The sequence below is a fragment of the Streptomyces sp. NBC_01264 genome, assembly GCF_026340675.1.
Classification (GTDB): Bacteria; Actinomycetota; Actinomycetes; order Streptomycetales; family Streptomycetaceae; genus Streptomyces.
In genome coordinates this window covers 2,729,317-2,747,865 of the sequence record NZ_JAPEOX010000001.1, presented here as the reverse complement: position 1 = coordinate 2,747,865, position 18,549 = coordinate 2,729,317, and the positions used below count along the sequence as shown (strand labels likewise).

The 18,549-nt window shown below is 71.2% G+C and carries 17 protein-coding genes; 8 read left to right on the top strand and 9 right to left on the bottom strand.

Annotated features, from left to right (window positions below; all coding sequences use genetic code 11):
• The first annotated feature begins 4 nt into the window (after positions 1 to 4).
• The 5 genes from OG435_RS12570 (at position 5) to pgi (ending at position 4,719) form a co-directional block, all read left to right on the top strand.
• The gene (locus tag OG435_RS12570; RefSeq protein WP_266876903.1) at positions 5 to 1,216 is read left to right on the top strand and encodes a phosphoglycerate kinase; all 1,212 of its coding nucleotides are present in this window, start codon (positions 5 to 7) and stop codon (positions 1,214 to 1,216) included.
• A gap of 6 nt (positions 1,217 to 1,222) precedes the next feature.
• On the top strand, positions 1,223 to 2,011 hold the full coding sequence (gene tpiA, locus OG435_RS12565) for a triose-phosphate isomerase (protein WP_243338366.1): 789 nt from the start codon (positions 1,223 to 1,225) through the stop codon (positions 2,009 to 2,011).
• A gap of 151 nt (positions 2,012 to 2,162) precedes the next feature.
• Positions 2,163 to 2,393: a preprotein translocase subunit SecG gene (secG, locus tag OG435_RS12560; RefSeq protein WP_266881680.1), complete on the top strand. Its 231-nt coding sequence runs from the start codon at positions 2,163 to 2,165 to the stop codon at positions 2,391 to 2,393.
• A gap of 178 nt (positions 2,394 to 2,571) precedes the next feature.
• Positions 2,572 to 2,907, top strand: coding sequence for an RNA polymerase-binding protein RbpA (locus OG435_RS12555; RefSeq protein WP_007263454.1), 336 nt, complete (start codon positions 2,572 to 2,574; stop codon positions 2,905 to 2,907).
• Between the two features lie 159 nt (positions 2,908 to 3,066).
• Positions 3,067 to 4,719 (top strand): glucose-6-phosphate isomerase, encoded by a 1,653-nt coding sequence (gene pgi / locus OG435_RS12550; protein WP_266876902.1) that lies wholly within the window; start codon positions 3,067 to 3,069, stop codon positions 4,717 to 4,719.
• 73 nt (positions 4,720 to 4,792) lie between these two features.
• Here pgi and pgl read toward each other — a convergent pair whose 3' ends face one another.
• The 5 genes from pgl to tkt form a co-directional block, all read right to left on the bottom strand.
• The gene (pgl, locus tag OG435_RS12545; RefSeq protein WP_266876901.1) at positions 4,793 to 5,575 is read right to left on the bottom strand and encodes a 6-phosphogluconolactonase; all 783 of its coding nucleotides are present in this window, start codon (positions 5,573 to 5,575) and stop codon (positions 4,793 to 4,795) included.
• 259 nt (positions 5,576 to 5,834) lie between these two features.
• On the bottom strand, positions 5,835 to 6,872 hold the full coding sequence (gene opcA / locus OG435_RS12540; protein WP_266876900.1) for a glucose-6-phosphate dehydrogenase assembly protein OpcA: 1,038 nt from the start codon (positions 6,870 to 6,872) through the stop codon (positions 5,835 to 5,837).
• A complete protein-coding gene (zwf, locus tag OG435_RS12535; protein ID WP_266876899.1) occupies positions 6,869 to 8,398 on the bottom strand; it encodes a glucose-6-phosphate dehydrogenase in 1,530 nt (509 codons plus the stop codon). Before zwf ends, opcA begins: the two co-directional genes overlap by 4 nt.
• A 5-nt stretch (positions 8,399 to 8,403) precedes the next feature.
• Positions 8,404 to 9,522 (bottom strand): transaldolase, encoded by a 1,119-nt coding sequence (tal, locus tag OG435_RS12530; RefSeq protein WP_266876898.1) that lies wholly within the window; start codon positions 9,520 to 9,522, stop codon positions 8,404 to 8,406.
• A gap of 35 nt (positions 9,523 to 9,557) precedes the next feature.
• Positions 9,558 to 11,645 (bottom strand): transketolase, encoded by a 2,088-nt coding sequence (tkt, locus tag OG435_RS12525; protein WP_266876897.1) that lies wholly within the window; start codon positions 11,643 to 11,645, stop codon positions 9,558 to 9,560.
• Positions 11,646 to 11,920: 275 nt separating this feature from the next.
• Between tkt and OG435_RS12520 the strand changes: the two genes are divergently transcribed.
• From OG435_RS12520 to OG435_RS12510, 3 genes are all read left to right on the top strand, one after another.
• Positions 11,921 to 12,862 (top strand): heme o synthase, encoded by a 942-nt coding sequence (locus OG435_RS12520; protein ID WP_266876896.1) that lies wholly within the window; start codon positions 11,921 to 11,923, stop codon positions 12,860 to 12,862.
• A 53-nt stretch (positions 12,863 to 12,915) separates the two neighbouring features.
• Positions 12,916 to 13,266: a hypothetical protein gene (locus tag OG435_RS12515; RefSeq protein WP_266876895.1), complete on the top strand. Its 351-nt coding sequence runs from the start codon at positions 12,916 to 12,918 to the stop codon at positions 13,264 to 13,266.
• A 141-nt stretch (positions 13,267 to 13,407) separates the two neighbouring features.
• Positions 13,408 to 14,517 (top strand): amidohydrolase family protein, encoded by a 1,110-nt coding sequence (locus OG435_RS12510; RefSeq protein ID WP_266876894.1) that lies wholly within the window; start codon positions 13,408 to 13,410, stop codon positions 14,515 to 14,517.
• A 30-nt stretch (positions 14,518 to 14,547) separates the two neighbouring features.
• Here the strand turns inward: OG435_RS12510 and OG435_RS12505 are convergent, their stop codons facing one another.
• The 4 genes from OG435_RS12505 to OG435_RS12490 form a co-directional block, all read right to left on the bottom strand.
• A complete protein-coding gene (locus OG435_RS12505) occupies positions 14,548 to 15,540 on the bottom strand; it encodes a COX15/CtaA family protein (RefSeq protein ID WP_266876893.1) in 993 nt (330 codons plus the stop codon).
• Positions 15,541 to 15,544: 4 nt separating this feature from the next.
• Entirely contained in the window at positions 15,545 to 16,681 is a 1,137-nt protein-coding gene (locus tag OG435_RS12500; RefSeq protein ID WP_266876892.1) for a hypothetical protein, read from the bottom strand.
• Between the two features lie 79 nt (positions 16,682 to 16,760).
• Positions 16,761 to 17,528, bottom strand: coding sequence for an ABC transporter permease (locus tag OG435_RS12495; protein ID WP_266876891.1), 768 nt, complete (start codon positions 17,526 to 17,528; stop codon positions 16,761 to 16,763).
• Positions 17,525 to 18,451 (bottom strand): ABC transporter ATP-binding protein, encoded by a 927-nt coding sequence (locus OG435_RS12490; RefSeq protein WP_266876890.1) that lies wholly within the window; start codon positions 18,449 to 18,451, stop codon positions 17,525 to 17,527. Before OG435_RS12490 ends, OG435_RS12495 begins: the two co-directional genes overlap by 4 nt.
• Positions 18,452 to 18,549: the final 98 nt, after the last annotated feature.

Below are 18,549 nucleotides of genomic sequence, written 5' to 3'. Positions count from 1 at the left end.
CAGCATGAAGACGATCGACGAACTTCTCGCCGAAGGCGTGTCCGGCAAGCGTGTCTTCGTACGCGCCGACCTCAACGTGCCGCTCTCGAACGGCGAGATCACCGATGACGGCCGCATCCGCGCCGTGCAGCCCACCATCGCGAAGCTCGCCGAGGCCGGCGCCCGCGTGATCGTGGCCTCGCACCTGGGCCGCCCCAAGGGCGCCCCGGACCCGGCCTGCTCGCTGGCGCCCGCCGCCGCCCGCCTCGGCGAGCTGCTCGGCACGGACGTCGCGTTCGCCACCGACACCGTCGGCGCCTCCGCCAAGGAGACCGTCGCGGCCCTCGCCGACGGCCAGGTCGCCGTCATCGAGAACCTGCGCTTCAACGCCGGTGAGACCGCCAAGGACGACGCCGAGCGCGGCGCCTTCGCGGACCAGCTCGCCGAGCTGGCCGACATCTACGTCGGCGACGGCTTCGGCGCTGTCCACCGCAAGCACGCCTCGGTCTTCGACCTCCCCGCGCGCCTCCCGCACGCGGCCGGCTACCTCATCGCCACCGAGGTCGGCGTCCTGAAGAAGCTGACCGCCGAGGTCAAGCGCCCCTACGTGGTCATCCTCGGCGGCGCCAAGGTCTCCGACAAGCTCGCCGTCATCGACGAGCTGCTCGGCAAGGCCGACCGCCTCCTCATCGGCGGTGGCATGGCGTACACCTTCCTCTACGCCAAGGGCTACGAGGTCGGCATCTCCCTGCTCCAGAAGGACCAGGTGGACGTCGTCAAGGAGTACATGGAGCGCGCCGAGAAGAACGGTGTCGAGCTGGTCCTCCCGGTCGACATCCTCGCCTCCAAGGACTTCCCGGACCTGAAGACCAAGGCCCCGGCCGACTTCATCACCGTCGACGCGGACAAGATCCCCGCCGACCAGGAGGGTCTGGACATCGGTCCCAAGACCCGCGAGCTGTACGCCTCGAAGATCGCCGACGCCGAGACCGTCTTCTGGAACGGCCCCGTGGGCGTCTTCGAGCACCCCGACTACGCCGGCGGCACCAGCGCCATCGCGCAGGCCCTCGTCGACAGCAGCGCCTTCACCGTCGTCGGCGGTGGCGACTCGGCCGCCGCCGTGCGCACGCTCGGCTTCGACGAGAACGCTTTCGGCCACATTTCGACCGGTGGCGGCGCCTCCCTCGAGTACCTCGAGGGCAAGACGCTCCCCGGCCTCGCCGCACTGGAGGTCTGAACCCTGATGACTGAGAACACCGCCGGCCGTACCCCGCTGATGGCGGGCAACTGGAAGATGAACCTCAACCACCTCGAGGCCATCGCCCACGTCCAGAAGCTCGCCTTCGCCCTGGCCGACAAGGACTACGACTTCGTCGAGGTCGCGGTCCTGCCGCCCTTCGTCGACCTCCGTTCGGTCCAGACCCTGGTCGACGGCGACAAGCTGAAGATCAAGTACGGCGCCCAGGACATCTCGGCCCACGACTCGGGCGCCTACACTGGCGAGATCTCCGGCCCGATGCTCTCGAAGCTGAAGTGCACCTTCGTGGCCGTCGGCCACAGCGAGCGCCGCCAGTACCACGGCGAGAGCGACGAGATCTGCAACGCCAAGGTCAAGGCCGCCTACAAGCACGGGATCACCCCGATCCTGTGCGTCGGCGAGGGCCTGGACATCCGCAAGGCCGGCCAGCAGGTCCAGTACACGCTGAACCAGCTCGACGGCGGCCTCAAGGACATCCCGGCCGAGCAGGTCGAGTCCATCGTGATCGCGTACGAGCCCGTCTGGGCGATCGGGACCGGCGAGGTCGCCACCCCCGAGGACGCGCAGGAGGTCTGCGGTGCCATCCGCGGACGCCTCGCGGAGCTGTACTCGCAGGAGCTGGCCGACAAGGTCCGCATCCAGTACGGCGGCTCGGTCAAGTCCGGCAACATCGCCGCGATCATGGCCCAGCCCGACGTCGACGGCGCCCTGATCGGCGGCGCGGCGCTGGACGCGGACGAGTTCGTCAAGATCGTCCGTTTCCGCGACCAGTGACGGTCATCGTGAGTATGCGGTAGGGCGGATCCGTCGTACCCTTGCGGGGGCCGGCAGGCTGAACACCAGCTGCCGGCCCCCGTGCTCGTGATCGGCACTGCGGGAACGCCGGAAAGCCAGTAAGCCAGGAAAGTAGGAATCAGCCGTGATTATGGGGTTCGAGATCGCCTTGGTCGTCTTCAGCGCCCTGCTGATGCTGCTCGTGCTGATGCACAAGGGCAAGGGCGGCGGTCTTTCCGACATGTTCGGCGGCGGTATGCAGTCGTCGGTCGGCGGCTCCTCGGTCGCGGAGCGCAACCTCGACCGCATCACCGTGGTGATCGGTCTGCTCTGGTTCGCCTGCATCGTCGCGCTCGGTCTGCTCATGAAGGCGAGCAGCTGAACCGTTCTGGCCATTCCGGCAGTCCGGTCGGCTCCCCCCGGCCTATCATGAGGTCCGGCGTCCTTGTCTGGAATGGGTAACTCCACTCCTGGACGGGCGTCCCGCCTTACGTAGACTTGGGCGCCCGCGACGGAATCCACTCACGCTTCGCGGCACCATCACGCAGGGAGTTACGACCGTGGCAAGTGGCAACGCGATCCGTGGTAGTCGGGTCGGAGCGGGGCCGATGGGTGAGGCCGAGCGCGGCGAGTCCGCGCCCCGCCTGCGCATCTCCTTCTGGTGCTCGAACGGGCACGAGACGCAGCCGAGCTTCGCCAGCGACGCGCAGGTGCCGGACACCTGGGACTGCCCGCGCTGCGGGTTCCCGGCCGGCCAGGACCGGGACAACCCGCCCGCGCCGCCGCGCACCGAGCCGTACAAGACCCACCTGGCGTACGTGCGGGAGCGGCGGACCGACGCCGACGGCGAGGCGATCCTCGCCGAGGCGCTCGCCAAACTGCGCGGCGAGATCTGACCCGCGTTCCCACCGCACGACCGAGGTGGCATCCGGCCCGGCCCGCAGGAGTGTTGACTCCTGCGGGCCGGGCCGCTTTGTGTCGGTTGTGCCGCTTCCCATCCCTTAGGTTGGAACCGGCGGGGCACGACAGGACAGGAAGTGGGTTTGATGTCCGAGATGAACGCAGGTAGCCGTACGAGGCTTAACCGGACGCCTGAGTGGCACGCACTCGGCAAGCACCGGGAAGAGCTGGGGCAGACGCATCTCCGGGAGCTGTTCGAGGCGGATCCGGGCCGGGGTGCCGGCTACACCCTGCGGGTCGGAGACCTGCACATCGACTACTCGAAGCACCTCGTGAACGACGAGACGCTGGCACTGCTGCGCCAACTGGCCGCGGCGACCGGCGTGGCCGAGCTGCGCGAGGCCATGTTCCGCGGCGAGAAGATCAACACGACCGAGGACCGGGCGGTCCTGCACACCGCGCTGCGCGCACCGGCCGGCGCGGTCGTCGAGGTGGACGGGGAGAACGTGGTCCCCGCGGTCCACGCGGTCCTCGACAAGATGGCGGCCTTCGCCGACCGGGTCCGGTCGGGGCAGTGGACCGGCTTCACCGGCAAGCCCATCAAGAACGTCGTCAACGTCGGCATCGGCGGCTCCGACCTCGGTCCGGCGATGGCGTACGAGGCGCTGCGGTCCTTCTCCGACCGGGGCCTGACGGTCCGTTTCGTGTCCAACGTGGACGGCGCCGACCTGCACGAGGCCGTGCGCGACCTCGATCCGGCCGAGACGCTGTTCATCATCGCCTCGAAGACCTTCACGACGATCGAGACCATCACCAACGCCACCTCGGCACGGGAGTGGCTGCTCGCGGGCGTGGGCGGCGACGAGGCCGCCGTGGCGCGGCACTTCGTGGCGCTCTCCACCAACGAGGAGAAGGTCTCCGCGTTCGGCATCGACACGGCCAACATGTTCGAGTTCTGGGACTGGGTCGGCGGACGCTACTCCTTCGACTCGGCCATCGGGCTCTCCCTGATGATCGCGATCGGCCCGGACGCCTTCCGGGAGCTGCTCGGCGGATTCCACGCCATGGACGAGCACTTCCGTACGGCGCCCGCCGAGGAGAACGCCCCGCTGCTGCTGGGCCTGTTGGGGATCTGGTACGGCGCGTTCTTCGACGCCCAGTCGCACGCGGTGCTCCCGTACAGCCACTACCTCTCCCGGTTCACCGCCTACCTGCAGCAGCTGGACATGGAGTCCAACGGCAAGTCCGTGGACCGCGAGGGCAACCCGGTGGACTGGCAGACCGGACCGGTGGTGTGGGGCACGCCCGGCACCAACGGACAGCACGCCTACTACCAGTTGATCCACCAGGGCACCAAGGTGATCCCGGCGGACTTCATCGGCTTCGCACGGCCGGTCGGTGAACTGCCGCCCGCGCTCGCGGCCCAGCACGACCTGCTGATGGCGAACTTCTTCGCGCAGACGCAGGCCCTGGCCTTCGGCAAGACGGCCGACGAGGTCCGGGCGGAGGGCGTCGCCGAACCGCTGGTCCCGCACAAGACCTTCGCGGGCAACCACCCGACGACGACGATCCTGGCGACCGAGCTGACCCCGGCCGTACTGGGCCAGCTGATCGCGCTCTACGAGCACAAGGTCTTCGTCCAGGGCGCGGTGTGGAACATCGACTCCTTCGACCAGTGGGGCGTGGAGCTCGGGAAGGTCCTGGCCAAGCGGGTCGAGCCGGCGCTGACCGAGGGCGCGGAGGTGCCGGGCCTGGACGCGTCCACGCGGGCGCTGGTGGCCACGTACCGCTCGCTGCGGGGCCGCTGACGGCATTCGCCGACCGACGGCCGACAGGGCCCGCTCTCCTCGGGGAGGGCGGGCCCTGTCGGGTTCTACGGGGTCAGGCCGATGCCGGCGGGTACATGGCCGGCGGGAGCTTCGCGGCCGCCGCGCGGTCGAGGAGCCACAGGGTCCGGGAGCGGCCGTACGCGGCGGCCGCCGGAGCCTGGACCTCGCCCGCGCCGCCGAGGGCGATCGCCACCGCTCCGGCCTTGTCCTCGCCGGCCGCCAGGAGCCAGACCTCGCGGGCGGCCCGGATCGCCGGGAGGGTGAGCGAGACCCGGGTCGGCGGCGGCTTGGGCGCGCCGTGGACGCCGACGACGGTCCGCTCGCTCTCGCGGGAGGCGGGGTGCTCGGGGAACAGGGAGGCCACGTGCGTGTCCGGGCCCACGCCCAGCATCAGGACGTCGAAGCGCGGGACCGGGCCGTGGTCCTCGGGGCCGGAGGCCGCTCGGAGCTCCGCCGCGTAGGAGGCGGCCGCCGCGTCCACGTCGGCCCCGTACGGGCCGTCGGAGGCGGGCATGGCATGGACCCGCGCGGGATCCACCGGAACGGAGTCCAGCAGGGCCTCACGGGCCTGTACGTGGTTGCGCTCGGGGTCGTCGGCGGGCACGTAGCGCTCGTCGCCCCACCACAGATCGATCCGCGACCAGTCGATGGCGTCCCGGGCCGGGGCCGCGGCCAGTGCGGCGAGCAGGCCGTTGCCGTTGCGGCCGCCGGTGAGGACCACCGACGCGGTGCCTCGGGCCGCCTGTGCGTCCACGATCTTCGTGATCAGCCGGGCGGCCGCGGCCTGGGCCATCAGCTCCTTGTCCCGGTGGACGACGACCTGGGGAGTCGTCATACCCATTGCTGCCGCCTTGTCGTTCGGTTCTGGGTGCGGGTGCGGAGCCGCTGCGCGGGGCCTTCCCCACCCCGCCTCTTCCCGAAACCGGGGGCTCCGCCCCGGACCCCCGCGCCTCAAACGCCGGCGAGGCTGGATGATGCCGCGCAGCGGCATTCTCAGCCCGTCCGGCGTTTGAGGACCGGGGTCCGGGGGCGGAGCCCCGGGGAACGGTGGAAGGGCGGGTAGGGGACGGCTCCGCGCAGCGGCGCCGTTCGTACTACTTGGCCGCGGCCTTCTTGGCCGGCTTCGCCGGAGCGGGCTTCGCCGGGGTGTCCGACGGGGCTGGGGCCTCCGCCTTGGCGGGAGCCGGCTTCGCGGCAGGCTCCACCGCGGAGGCCAGGCGGGCCACGCCGAACTTCAGCGAGGCCTCGTAGGTGTTGTCCGGGTCCAGGCGGCGGAGTTCCTCCGCCAGGAGCTCGGACGTGTCGCGGCGCTTCAGCGCCACCGCACGGTCGGGCTGCCCCGGCATGCACAGCGTGGCCAGTGCCCCGTCCGCCCGGTCCAGGACGATCTCGCCGCCCTGGGTCGCCAGACGCACCGCGGTGAGCCCGGGGCCCGCCGAGGAGGTGCGCTTCACGGGGACCTGGAGCCGGTCCGCGAGCCACATCGCCAGCAGCTCGCAGCTCGGGTTGTCGTCCTCGCCCTCGACGGTCGCCGAGGACACGGAGTGGACCTGCTGGTCGAGCGCCGCCGCCAGCATGGAGCGCCACGGGGTGATCCGGGTCCAGGACAGGTCCGTGTCCCCGGGCGCGTACGCCGTCGCCCGGCTGCCGAGCGCCTCGATCGGATCCTCGCAGGAGTAGGTGTCCGTGATCCGGCGCTGGCCGAGCGACCCCAGGGGGTCGCCCGCCAGGTCCTGGGGAGCACCCTCCGGCCACCAGACGACGACGGGCGCGTCCGGGAGGAGGAGCGGGAGAACCACCGACTGGGCGTGGTCGACCAGTTCGCCGTGGAGGCGCAGGACAACCGTTTCGCCGGTGCCGGAGTCCGTCCCGACGCGGACTTCCGCGTCGAGACGGGCGTCGCGTCGGCTGCGCGGCGAGCGGCTGACCCGCTTGATGACGACGACGATCCGCGAGGGGTGTTCGCGGGACGCGTCGTTCGCCGACTTGAGCGCGTCGTACGCGTTCTCCTCGTCGGTCACGATCACCAGCGTGAGCACCATCCCGATGGCAGGCGTGCCGATGTCCCGGCGCGCCTTCACCAACGAGGCGTTGATCTTGCTGGAGTTGGTCTCCGTGAGGTCGATCTTCATGGCCGGCGCCAGCTCCGTCCGTCTCGTGCGAGCATCTCGTCCGCCTCGACCGGTCCCCAGGTGCCCGACGGGTACTGGGCGGGCCTGCCGTGCGTGTCCCAGTACTTCTCGATCGGGTCGAGGATGTTCCAGGACAGCTCGACCTCCTGGTGGCGCGGGAACAGGTTCGCGTCGCCGAGGAGCACGTCGAGGATCAGCCGCTCGTAGGCCTCGGGGCTCGACTCCGTGAAGGACTCGCCGTAGGCGAAGTCCATCGTCACGTCCCGGACCTCCATGGAGGTGCCCGGAACCTTGGAGCCGAAGCGCACCGTCACGCCCTCGTCCGGCTGGACCCGGATGACCAGGGCGTTCTGCCCCAGCTCCTCGGTCGCGCCCGACTCGAACGGCAGGTACGGGGCCCGCTTGAAGACGACCGCGATCTCGGTCACCCGGCGGCCCAGGCGCTTGCCCGTCCGCAGGTAGAACGGGACGCCCGCCCAGCGGCGGTTGTTGATCTCCAGGCGGATGGCCGCGTAGGTGTCGGTCTTCGACTTGGGGTCGATGCCGTCCTCTTCGAGGTACCCGACGACCTTCTCGCCGCCCTGCCACGCCGCCGAGTACTGGCCGCGCACGGTGTGCTTGCCCAGGTCCTCGGGCAGCTCCACGGCGGTGAGCACCTTGAGCTTCTCGGCCACCAGCGCCTTGGGGTGGAAGGAGCCGGGCTCCTCCATCGCGGTCAGCGCCAGCAGCTGGAGCAGGTGGTTCTGGATGACGTCGCGGGCCGCGCCGATGCCGTCGTAGTAGCCGGCCCGGCCGCCGATGCCGATGTCCTCGGCCATGGTGATCTGCACGTGGTCCACGTACGACCGGTTCCAGATCGGCTCGAACATCGTGTTGGCGAAGCGGAGCGCCAGGATGTTCTGGACGGTCTCCTTGCCCAGGTAGTGGTCGATCCGGAAGACCTCGTTGGGCGGGAAGACGTCGTGCACGAGCTGGTTGAGCTCCTGCGCACTGGCCAGGTCGTGCCCGAACGGCTTCTCGATGACCGCGCGCCGCCAGGAGCCCTCCTTCTGGTCCGCCAGTCCGTGTTTCTTGAGCTGGGCGACGACCTTGGGGAAGAACTTCGGCGGGACGGACAGGTAGAAGGCGAAGTTGCCGCCGGTGCCCTGCGCCTTGTCCAGCTCCTCGATCGTCGACTTCAGCGTCTCGAACGCCTGGTCGTCGTCGAAGTCGCCCTGGACGAAGCGGCAGCCCTGGACCAGCTGCTGCCAGACCTCTTCGCGGAAAGGGGTGCGGGAGTGCTGCTTGACCGCGTCGTGCACCTCCTGCGCGAAGTCCTCGTCCTGCCACTCGCGGCGGGCGAAGCCGATCAGGGAGAAGCCCGGCGGGAGCAGGCCGCGGTTGGCGAGGTCGTAGACGGCAGGCATCAGCTTCTTGCGCGACAGGTCACCCGTAACGCCGAAAATGACCAGGCCGGACGGCCCCGCGATGCGCGGGAGCCGCCGGTCCTGTGCGTCACGAAGCGGGTTCGCTCCGTTTACAGACAAAGTGTTCAGGCCTCCGTGGGGGCGAGGCGCTCAAGTTCCGCCTCGGTCGACTTCAGCAGGTCGTTCCAGGACACCGCGAACTTCTCGACGCCCTCTTCTTCGAGCAGCTGCACCACATCGTCGTACGAAATGCCCAGCTTCGCGACCGCGGCGAGCTCGGCGCGGGACTGGTCGTACGTACCGCGGATGGTGTCGCCCGCGACCTCGCCGTGATCGGCGGTGGCCTCGAGGGTGCCCTCGGGCATGGTGTTCACGGTGCCGGGGGCGACCAGGTCCACCACGTACAGGGTGTCCTTGTACGCCGGGTCCTTGACGCCGGTCGAGGCCCAGAGCGGACGCTGCTTGTTGGCGTGCGCCTTGTCCAGGGCGGCCCAGCGCTCGGTGGAGAACACTTCCTCGAAGGCCTCGTAGGCCAGACGGGCGTTCGCGAGCGCCGCCTTGCCCTTGAGGGCCTTGGCCTCGTCGGTGCCGACGGAGTCCAGGCGCTTGTCGATCTCGGAGTCCACGCGGGACACGAAGAAGGAGGCGACCGAGTGGATCTTGGAGAGGTCCAGGCCCGAGGCCTTCGCCTTCTCCAGGCCCGCCAGGTACGCGTCCATGACCTCGCGGTAGCGCTCCAGCGAGAAGATCAGCGTGACGTTGACGCTGATGCCCTTGCCGATGACCTCGGTGATCGCCGGCAGGCCGGCCTTGGTCGCCGGGATCTTGATGAGCGTGTTCGGACGGTCCACCAGCCACGCGAGCTGCTTGGCCTCGGCGATGGTCGCCGTGGTGTTGTGGGCCAGGCGCGGGTCGACCTCGATCGACACGCGGCCGTCCTGGCCCTCCGTCGAGTCGTAGACCGGGCGCAGGATGTCGGCGGCGTCGCGGACGTCCGCCGTGGTGATCATGCGGATGGCCTCTTCGACGGTGACCTTGCGTGCGGCCAGGTCGGCGAGCTGCTGCCCGTACCCCTCGCCGCCGCTGATCGCCTTCTGGAAGATCGCCGGGTTGGTGGTGACACCCACCACGTGCTGCTGGTCGATGAGCTCGGCCAGGTTGCCGGACGTGATCCGCTTGCGGGACAGGTCGTCCAGCCAGATCGCCACGCCCTCGTCGGAAAGGCGCTTCAGTGCGTCTGTCATGGGAATTGCATCTCCTACTGGTCTGGGTGCGGGAGTCAGCGCGCGGCGATGGCGAGCGACTCGCGTGCGGCGGCGGTCACGGCTTCGGCGGTGAGGCCGAACTCGCGGTACAGGACGGCGCCGTCGGCCGAGGCACCGAAGTGCTCCAGCGAGACGATCCGGCCAGCGTCGCCGACGTAGCGGTGCCAGGTCAGACCGATGCCGGCCTCGACCGCGACACGCGCCTTGACCGACGGCGGCAGAACGCTGTCCTTGTACTCCTGGGACTGCTCCTCGAACCACTCGACGGACGGCATCGAGACGACCCGGGCCGGGACGCCCTCGGCCTGCAGCGCCTCGCGCGCGGCGACGGCGAGCTGGACCTCGGAACCGGTGCCGATGAGGACGACCTGAGCCGGGCCGCCCTCCGCCTCGAAGAGCACGTACCCGCCCTTGGCGGCGTCCTCGTTGCGCTCGTACGTCGGCACGCCCTGGCGGGTCAGTGCCAGACCGTGCGGGGCGCCCTTGCCGAAGACCTTCGTGTGGCGCTTGAGGATCTCGCGCCAGGCGACGGCCGTCTCGTTCGCGTCGGCCGGGCGGACCACGTTCAGGCCCGGGATGGCGCGCAGCGCGGCGACGTGCTCCACCGGCTGGTGGGTCGGGCCGTCCTCGCCGAGGCCGATGGAGTCGTGCGTCCACACGTAGGTGACGGGCACGTGCATCAGCGCGGAGAGGCGCACGGCGTTGCGCATGTAGTCGGAGAACACCAGGAAGGTGCCGCCGTAGATGCGGGTGTGGCCGTGCAGGGCGATGCCGTTCATGGCCGCGGCCATGGCGTGCTCGCGGATGCCGAAGTGGATGGTTCGGCCGTACGGGTCGGCCTCCGGCAGCGGGTTGCCCACCGGCAGGAACGAGGAGTTCTTGTCGATGGTCGTGTTGTTGGAGCCGGCGAGGTCGGCCGAGCCGCCCCACAGCTCCGGGATGACCGCGCCGAGCGCCTCGAGGACCTTGCCCGAGGCGGCGCGGGTGGCGACGCCCTTGCCGGCCTCGAAGACGGGGAGCTTGTCCTCCCAGCCGGCGGGCAGCTCGTTGGCGTTGATGCGGTCGAACTCGGCGGCGCGCCCGGGGTTGGCGCTGCGCCAGGCGGAGAACTCCTTCTCCCACGCGGCGCGGGCGTCGCGGCCCCGGTCGCCCAGCGCGCGGGTGTGCGCGATGACCTCGTCGGAGACCTCGAAGGTCTGCTCCGGGTCGAAGCCGAGCACGCGCTTGGTGGCGGCGACCTCGTCGTTGCCGAGGGCCGAGCCGTGCGCGGCCTCGGTGCCCTGGGCGTGCGGGGCCGGCCAGGCGATGATCGAGCGGGCCGCGATGAAGGAGGGGCGCTCCGTCTCGGCCTTGGCGGCCTCGAAGGCCGCGAACAGCGCCTTCGGGTCGAGGTCGCCGTTGGCCTGCGGGGCGACGCGCTGGACGTGCCAGCCGTAGGCCTCGTAGCGCTTGAGGGTGTCCTCGGAGACGGCCGTCTCCGTGTCGCCCTCGATGGAGATGTGGTTGTCGTCCCACAGCAGCACCAGGTTGCCGAGCTTCTGGTGGCCGGCCAGCGCGGACGCCTCGTGGGAGATGCCCTCCTGGAGGCAGCCGTCGCCCGCGATCGCGTAGATCATGTGGTCGAACGGGGAGGCGCCCGCGGGGGCCTCGGGGTCGAACAGGCCGCGCTCGTAGCGGGCGGCCATGGCCATGCCCACGGCGTTGGCGATGCCCTGGCCCAGCGGGCCGGTGGTGGTCTCGACGCCGGCGGTGTGGCCGTACTCCGGGTGGCCCGGGGTCTTCGAACCCCAGGTGCGGAAGGCCTTCAGGTCGTCCAGCTCGAGCCCGAACCCGCCGAGGTACAGCTGGGTGTAGAGGGTCAGCGAGGAGTGACCGGCGGAGAGCACGAAACGGTCGCGGCCGACCCACTCCGGGTCCGCCGGGTCGTGCCGCATCACCTTCTGGAAGAGGGTGTACGCGGCGGGGGCCAGGCTCATCGCCGTACCGGGGTGGCCGTTACCGACCTTCTGGACCGCGTCGGCGGCCAGGATGCGGGCGGTGTCGACAGCACGCTGGTCCAGTTCGGTCCAGTCGAGCTCTGTGGTCGTCGGCTTGGTGCTCACCGTGGGTCAGGGCTCCTCTCCACATGTCTGGTTCCCGGTGACGAACGGTGCACCGGCGCGATTCCGAGCCTACCCCCGCCACAGCGTGCAGCTATTCGAGTACCCGCCGTCCGCGCGTGACGTCTCAGCGCCGATCGGACCAACACGGGGCGACCCCCGCGCGGGACGAGCCAATGGCTACGTCTAGAGTGGCGTGGTACGCGCAAGCCTTTACGGGACCTTCATGTTTAAAAGGTTCACGTCGGAGCTTGCTGGATTCTCTGTCAGGGGTGTGCGTGACGGCCGTCGAATCCCGTCCAGCGGGGGTGCTCGGGACGAGCCCCGGTCAGCGACCGTTCGGGGCCCGGGCCATGGCTTTCGTGGCGCTGACCAAGCCGCGGATCATTGAGCTCCTGCTCATCACGACCGTGCCGGTGATGTTCCTCGCCGAGCAGGGCGTGCCCTCGCTGTGGCTGGTCCTCGCCACCTGCTTCGGCGGGTACCTGTCCGCGGGTGGCGCCAACGCGCTGAACATGTACATCGACCGCGACATCGACGCGCTGATGGACCGGACCTCGGGACGCCCGCTGGTGACCGGCATGGTCAGCCCGCGCGAATGCCTGGTCTTCGGCATCGGCCTCGGGATCGCGTCCACGCTGTTCTTCGGGCTGCTGATCAACTGGCTCTCGGCGGCGCTCGCGCTCGGCGCGCTCCTCTTCTATGTCGTCGTCTACACGATGCTGTTGAAGCGGCGCACCTCGCAGAACATCGTGTGGGGTGGCATCGCGGGCTGCATGCCGGTGCTCATCGGCTGGTCGGCCGTGAAGAACGAGGTCTCCTGGGCCGCGGTCATCCTCTTCCTCGTCATCTTCTTCTGGACTCCGCCGCACTACTGGCCGCTGTCGATGAAGGTCAAGGACGACTATGCGCGGGTCGGCGTGCCGATGCTGCCGGTCGTGGCGGGCAACAAGGCCGTGGCCAAGCAGATCGTCCTCTACAGCTGGGTGATGGTGGCGGTCTCGCTGCTGCTGACCCCGCTGGGGTACACCGGCTGGTTCTACACTTCGGTCGCCCTGGTGGCCGGCGGCTGGTGGCTCTGGGAGGCGCACGGGCTGAGCGCGCGCGCCAAGTCGGGCGTGACGGGCGCGAAGCTCAAGGAGATGCGGCTGTTCCACTGGTCGATCACCTACGTGTCGCTGCTCTTCGTCGCCGTGGCCGTGGACCCCTTCCTCCGCTGATCCGCCGACGGTGAACCTTCCTCCGTTCATTACTGGCCGGTAGCATGCCCTCCATGGCAGACACCGAGGAGACCGCCGCCACGGCGGACAAGAAGCAGGACCGTACGGCCGCGAAGCTGGCCAAGCAGATCGGCGCGTTCGCCAAGCAGCACGGCGGTGCCGAGGGCCACCTCGCGCACATCGGCCAGGCGGGCACCCGGATCGTCCTCGTCGGCACCGACGGCGAGTGGGGCGACCTGGTGGCCCCGGCGTACGACACCGCGCGGCTCGCGGCCGGGAAGGCCGGGCTGACCCTCCACGAGGAGTTCGACGGCGAGTTCGCCGCGCGGGTGCGGACAGGGCCGTACGAGTGGTCCCGGATGGCCGGCATGCAGCTCGGCGGCCCCGCCAACCCGGCGGCCTGACCCGGTCGATCTTGGCCTGATCTTTGGCCTGATCGTTTCCGCGTCACCCGCTCGGTCAACAGCGCGAGCAACACCTCACACCCCGCTCACCCGTTAGGACGTGTGGAAGCCCCTTCCTCACGTCCGCAACGGGATGCCCGGATGATCGAAACGCCGCCCCTGGTGGACCAGTACTGCCAGGGAGTGCTCCGCACGGAGCTCGGCCTCGCCACCTTCGAGGCCCAGCTGCTCCCCTCGGCCGGCCCGCCCGCCGCCGGCACCACCTTCTTCGACACCCAGACCGGCTTCGCCGTGCGCCGCTGGTGCCCGCCGCTGCTCGGGCTCGAACCGCACTGCGCCCCCGCCCGCTACCTCGCACGGCGGCGCGAGCTGGGCGCCGCCGAGACGGCCCGCCGACTGCTGCGCGGCTGCGGGGTCGGAGCCCGGCTCGTCGACACCGGGGCGCCCGGGGACCTCACCGGGGCCAAGCAACTGGCCCTGGCGGGCGGAACCGAGGCCTTCGAGCTGGTGCGGCCGGAGCTGCTGGCCGAGCGGGCGGCGGACACCGCCGGGACCGTCGCCGCCTTCCTGGCCGACCTCGCCGGGGCGGTCCACCAGGCCGCCGCCGGGGCCGTGGCCTTCAGCTGCGGGGCCGGGGAGGGGGGGCCCGCCTGGGCGGCGGCCCTGGAAGCCGCGCCCGAACCGCCCGGTCCGGGCGAGGTGCGGGGCGCGGCCGGGCGCTGGCTGGCCGGACGGGCCGGGGGCGGGGCCGTACGGGACCCCGTACTCCTGCGGCACCTGGCGTGGAGCGCGGTGTCCTCCGGGGTGCCGCTCCAGCTGCACACGGGCGGGGAATCGGGGGAGCCGGAGCGGCTGACCGGGTTCCTGCGCGCCACCGAGGGTCTGGGGGCGCGGCTGGTCCTGCTCGGCGGGTACCCCCACCACCGGCAGGCGGCGGGGCTGGCCGCGGCCTTCCCACACGTCCACGCCGACCTCGGCGCGGCGCTGGGATCCACGGGGGCGCGGGCGGCCGCCGTGCTGGCGGAGTGCCTGGAGACCGCGCCGTTCGGGAAGCTGATGTTCTCCGGCGGCGGACGGCAACTGCCCGAACTGCACGCGGTGGGCGCGCTGGCCTTCCGGGAGGCGCTCGGCCGGGTGCTCGGCGGCTGGGTCGCCGACGGCTCCTGGACCTGGCGGGACGGGGAGCGGGTGGCGGCGATGGTCGCGGCGGGCAATGCCCGCCGCGTCTACCGGCTGGACGAACGGGGCTGACGGGCGGTCGGCCCCGGGTGGGTCAGGGGGTCAGACCGCGGCGAGCTGGGCGTCGTCGCCCTGCACCGGGATCCCGGCCTGCCTGGACGGACGCTCGCGCAGGCTCAGCACCACCCGGACCACCGAGATCCACACCAGGCAGGAGCCGAGCATGTGGGCGGCGACCAGGGCCTCGGGCACCTCGGTGAAGTACTGGACGTAGCCGATGGCGCCCTGGGAGAGCAGCACGATCAGCAGGTCGCGGGCGCGGGCCCGGGTGTCGACGGGGGCGTCGACCACGCGCAGCACCAGCCACATCGCGACGGCGAGCGCGCAGACCACCCAGGCGGAGACCGCGTGCACGTGGGCGGCGGCCGACCAGTCGAACGGCATCCGCTTGATCTCGCTGCTGTCACCGGCGTGCGGGCCGGAACCGGTGACCACCGTGCCGGCGGCGATCAGCACGACGGTGGCCGCCACCAGCGCCCACGAGAGCTTGCGCACGGGGGAGGGCACGCGCGGCCGGGCCGGGCCGTCACCCTCGCGGGTGCGCTGCCAGGTGATCGTCGTCACCGTGATCAGCGAGGTGGCGAGCATGAAGTGCCCGGCCACGCTGTAGGGGTTGAGCCCCGTCAGGACGGTGATGCCGCCGAGGACCGCGTTGCCCATCACGATGGCGAACTGGATCCAGCCGAGCCGGGTCAGCGAGCTCCGCCACGGCTTGGCGCAGCGGGCGGCGGTGATCGCCCAGCCAACGGCCGCGCAGAGCACGTACGTCAGCATGCGGTTGCCGAACTCGATGACGCCGTGGAAGCCCTGCTCCTGGGTCACGATCAGGCTGTCGCTCGTGCACTTGGGCCAGGTGTCGCAGCCGAGTCCGGATCCGGTCAGCCGCACGGCGCCGCCGGTGACGACGATGACGACGCTCATGAGCACCGCTGCGAACGCGGCTCGCTGGACGGTCCGGGGTGAGGGAGTCCAGCGGCTGGCGAGATATGCGAGGGGGGTCAACACGGCACTTATCGTACGCGGACACTTGTGCAAAGTTTCACGAGGGGGTGGCGGTCACTCCGTCAGGGCCGATGACCAGCCGGAACCGGGCCTCGGCCGGGTCGCCTTCGGTGTGCCACCACACGCGGATCCGCCAATGGGCGGACTCGCCCGGGTAGTCGGCCGAAGCCGCGAAGCCGTGCACTAATTCGGAGCCTACGTCCTCAGCTGTCCGGTTTCGCACTTCTGCACCGCTGTGCCAGGGATGTGACTGTACGTTCCACAGTCCGTCGGCGCCGCGGACCTCGACGCGCCACACCGCGATCCAGGGGGTCACTTCGAGCATCGTGCGGACCTGGTCGGCCTCCAGGCCCAGCCGGGCGGCGATCTCCTCCTCGGAGGTGCCCTCGATGCGGGCGGCCACCACGGCTTGGGGCAGCAGCCGTTCAGGCAGCAGCCCCCGCGTGCGCAGGCCGATCAGGGAGGCGAAGGACAGGTAGCGCAGCCGCAGTTCGAGCTGGCGGCCGATGTGGTCCAGGGCCTCCTCGGCCTCCTGCGACTCCTCGGAGCCGGGATCGGCGAGCAGCAGCCGGCGGAAGGAGCCCTCCGCGTCCACCGCCCAGGCCACGGATTCCTCGGCCAGGCCCAGCTCCGCGAGCCGGTCTCCGAGGAACACCTTCGCCTGCGCGAGGCCCCGCTGGTTGACCGGATCCTCCTGGTCCAGGGCCGCCCAGACCTCCACCGCGCCGACCGTCAGGTCCCGGGCCCGCTCGCCGGCGGCCTGCTCCATGGGGCTCGGGCCGCTCTCGGAGCCGGGGCCCACCGGGTGCTTCGGGAGTCGCGCCCCGTCGCTGAGGGGCCAGGACAGCCAGACCCCCTGGTTGATCAGGCCCCGGGCGTACCAGCGGGCGTACTCGGCCGCGTGCCCGGCCGCCTGCTGCGAGAACCGCAGCCCCTCCTCGATGGCGGCCAGCGCCCCGGCCCGGTCCCCGTCGGCGAAGCGGCGGGCCGCCAGGTCACCGAGGCGCAGCCCCAGCCGGGCCGCGCACTCGGCATCGGTGCCGGCCGGCCCGCGCAGGGCTCCGATCAGTTTGGCCAGCAGGGCGTCGGCCTCCGCGGGCTCCGCGTGCGCCGCGCCCGACCGGATCCGTGCCCACTGTTCGTCCAGCCGCAGAACGGCCTCCCGCTGCGCCATGCCGCCCCCCGGCGTCTGTGGTGCGCTCCCCTGTGGAGGCGACCATCCTCCTGCCGGGGCAACGCTCGGGGGAAGGGATTCACTCCCAGCGGAACCAGCGCGCCGCGGCCCCCAGGCCGAGTACGGCCCAGACCGCCAGGATCGCCGCGTCGCCCCAGGGCAGCGCGGCCCCGTGCTGGAGCACCTCGCGCAGCCCGTCGGAGAGCGCGGAGATCGGGAGCAGGCCGAGGACGGACTGGACCGCACCCGGGAACTTGTCCAACGGCACGATCACCCCGCCGCCGACCAGGAGCAGCAGGAAGACCAGGTTGGCGGCGGCCAGGGTGGCCTCCGCCCGCAGGGTGCCGGCCATCAGCAGGCCGAGTCCGGAGAAGGTGGCGGTGCCGAGCAGGATCAGCACGGCGACGGACAGCGGGTTCCCGTGCGGGGACCAGCCCAGGGCGAAGGCGATCACCGTCAGCAGCGCGATCTGCAGCACCTCGGTGACCAGCACGGACAGCGTCTTGGCGGCCATCAGCGCCCAGCGCGGCAGCGGGGAGGCCCCGAGCCGCTTGAGGACCCCGTAGCGCCGGTCGAAGCCGGTGGCGATGGCCTGGCCGGTGAAGGCGGTGGACAGCACGGCCAGTGCCAGGATGCCGGGGGCGAGGAAGTCCACGGACTTGCCCGTACCCACATCGATGATGTCGACCGCGGAGAACAGGACGAGCAGCAGCGCCGGGATGATCACGGTCAGCAGCAGCTGCTCCCCGTTGCGCAGCAGCATCCGGGTCTCCAGCGCGGTCTGCGCCAGGATCATGCGGGACACGGGCGCGGCCCCCGGGCGGGGGGTGAACGTACCGGCGCTCATGCGCGCAGCTCCTTGCCCGTGAGTTCCAGAAAAACGTCTTCGAGGGTGTGCCGCTCCACCGAGAGGCTGTCGGGCATCACCCCGTGCTGCGCGCACCAGGAGGCGACGGTGGCCAGGAGCTGGGGGTCGACGTCGCCGGTGACCCGGTAGACGCCGGGGAGGAGCTCGGCGGCCTGGGTGCCGTCGGGCAGGGCCTTCAGCAGGGAGGCGAGGTCGAGGGAGGGGCGGCCGGTGAAGCGCAGGGTGTTCTCGGCGCCGCCGCGGCACAGCGCCTCGGGGGTGCCGTGGGCGATGACCTTGCCGGCGTCGACGATGGCGACCTCGTCCGCGAGCTGCTCGGCCTCGTCCATGTGGTGGGTGGTGAGGACGACCGAGACCCCGTCGGCACGCAGTTCCCGTACGAGTTCCCAGGTCGCGCGGCGGGCCTGCGGGTCGAGGCCCGCGGTCGGCTCGTCCAGGAAGACCAGCTCGGGGCGGCCGACGACGGCCATGGCGAGGGCCAGGCGCTGCTGCTGGCCGCCGGAGAGCCGGCGGTATGCGGTGCGGCCGCAGCCGCCGAGGCCGAGGCGTTCCACCAGGGTGGGGACGTCCAGGGGATCAGCGTAGAGCTTGGCCATGTGGCGCAGCATCTCGACGGCCCGGGCGCCGGAGTAGACGCCGCCGGACTGCAGCATCACGCCGATGCGCGGGCGCAGGGACTCGGCCTGGGTCACGGGGTCGAGGCCGAGGACGCGGACGGTTCCGGCGTCGGGGCGGCGGTAGCCCTCGCAGGTTTCCACAGTGGTCGTCTTGCCCGCGCCGTTGGGACCAAGGACTGCGGTGACCGAGGCCCTCCGGACGGTGAGGTCCAGGCCGTCCACCGCGGTTTTGGGGCCGTACCGCTTCACCAGTCCGCGGATGTCCACGGCGGGGTCGTTGCTCATGGGGAGTGAGTCTACGGAGCCGCGGGAGGTGACCGGGGTGGGGCCGTAGGTCCCGCCCCCGAAGGGTCACGGACCTGCGCATTCGTGACTTTTTCGTC